This window comes from Bartonella sp. AP258QHHD (assembly GCF_042196145.1).
In the GTDB taxonomy this organism is placed as follows: Bacteria; Pseudomonadota; Alphaproteobacteria; order Rhizobiales; family Rhizobiaceae; genus Bartonella.
The window spans coordinates 1-2,295 of the sequence record NZ_JBHIPR010000065.1; the positions used below are offsets into that span (position 1 = coordinate 1).

The 2,295-nt window shown below is 29.2% G+C and carries 2 pseudogenes; both read left to right on the forward strand.

The window, feature by feature from the left end:
• A pseudogene (locus tag ACFIMM_RS08020) lies at positions 1–231 on the forward strand (type ISP restriction/modification enzyme); the annotation flags it as partial.
• 13 nt (positions 232–244) lie between these two features.
• A pseudogene (locus tag ACFIMM_RS08025) lies at positions 245–586 on the forward strand (type ISP restriction/modification enzyme); the annotation flags it as partial.
• Positions 587–2,295 lie beyond the last annotated feature (1,709 nt).

Below are 2,295 nucleotides of genomic sequence, written 5' to 3' on the forward strand. Positions count from 1 at the left end.
TTTAAAAAAGGTAATCCAAAAGTTACAGAGATCTCTAATCCAGAAAAATTCTATTACGTGACTGAAATGAAATTCGCAAAAACAGGTAAAGAGAAAGATAAAACCACTGTTATTTATAATAACAATATCACAATAACAGATATCCCTCTTGACGCTTGTGAGTATATCGTTAATGGTAAACCCGCTCTTGAATGGGTTATGGGGCGTCAATGTGTTAAGACTGATAAAAAGAGTGGCATTGTTNGCAGGTAAAGAGAAAGATAAAACCACTGTTATTTATAATAACGATATCACAATAACAGATATCCCTCTTGACGCTTGTGAGTATATCGTTAATGGTAAACCCGCTCTTGAATGGGTTATGGGGCGTCAATGTGTTAAGACTGATAAAAAGAGTGGCATTGTTAATGATGCCANGTCAATGTGTTAAGACTGATAAAAAGAGTGGCATTGTTAATGATGCCAATCGTTATGCTGTTGAAACCATTGGCAACCCTGCCTACCCTCTAGAGTTATTTCCATAAGTTTAGAGACAATGAAAATTGTTAAGAACCTACCAAAATTGGAAATAAGAGAAACTGAATAACTTAAAAGCATGCTCACATAATGGGTATGATAAACTCATAAGGGGTATAAGGTTTTATACCTATAGGTTCTTATATCCCTTTTATAAATTGCTGACATACAATCTTTAAAAGGATAATTTATCATACGTTATTTAAAAAGAAGAAACTTGCACTTTTAGATACTCTTATTTACATTGCCTTTAAAAGATTAAACCGTAATCTAAAATGATAGCTTTATTGTTATCAGAAGCTTTATTTAAAGAGGGTTATGTATATTCATTTTCTTATATTACTTATAGGTTTTGAATGTTTCTACCCCCCCAAAAAACCTTACAAAACATAGAGCATTAGTTAAATTTATAGGTTGTACTATTGATATAGGTTGTTTTTTGAAAAATTGATAAAAAATAACATATTGAAATATAATAACTTTTATTTTTTATTGAAAAATATGTAAAGGGGGGCGTAAAAAGCACCTCCAAAACTCATAACCATAATGGTCTTGATAGCATTTATTATGATTATAATCCCTTTCTTTTGAAAGGCTTTAAAAGATCACATACTCTCATAAGACATGTTTTAATCATTCACTAAATGATCACTTTTGTCGATTCAATGTACTGACATAAACTGACAAATATATATTTACAGTTGTATTTATTTGTTATGGCCGTTTTAATAAGTTGTATTTTGAAAAATTGATAAAACTTAACTTATTGAAATATCATGATTTTAATTTTCTCTCATTGAAAAAAATGATATAGGTTCTAAACAGAACTGACAAGACTGACAAAAGTTTATTAAAAGGAATTTTGCTCATCTCTATAATGATCAGTTTCTATTGAGATGTTGTCATAAGTGTTTTCATAACAGACGATAAATCGCAATTATCCTATTTATCATTTCTCTTATGAACATGAAAAATGATGCCATGGCTATAAAGAACATAACAACTATAGAGAAAGCAAAAATGCAAATGAAAGCATTTGTTATAAAGACAGTCCCTATAAGGCTGTTAAGTCTAAAATGTGTTATTAAAAGAAATTAACAGAAATCTTAAAAGCCATTTAGTGACAAAATTGATAGGTTATAAAGATAAAAATACGCATTATGAGAGCCTTTTTAAATATTATAGATGTATAGATTTAAAACATAACGCAATCGTTTCATAAAGCCCATAATATAGCTTTAAACGCATATAAATATAAAAGAAGCAATTCATAATCATAAGATATTATCAATACATAACGTATTTAAAAAATAAGAAAAAATATCAAAAAAGATAAAATATTATTTGACAATAAATACGTATTTTGCTATATAAATAATCAAGTGCTTAACAACACTAAACAGTAAGCGAATAGGTTGCGATAAACCTAATCCTATTAAAAACTGACTATCTTTTATGCTTTTGTTAGCATATATAGTGATTTTGTCGGGTGTAGTTACACCATACAATACCCATTTATGGGAAAAGTGTAACGACGGACTTACTGCCGTGTTTGTTAGCACCCGGCGCCTCTATAGAGATGCCAATAACAAACATTTAATCAGTAAGGTTTTAATTATGAAAAATATATCAAAAAACACCCCCGTTATCTCTAATATTTCAAATGAAACCACGTCTGTTAATCAACAAGAGCCTGCAAAAAAATATGAATTTATTGATGATTGTGAATATATCGATGGTCATTTCTTAACTCGAATTAGAGCCTTAAGAGATTTTGAT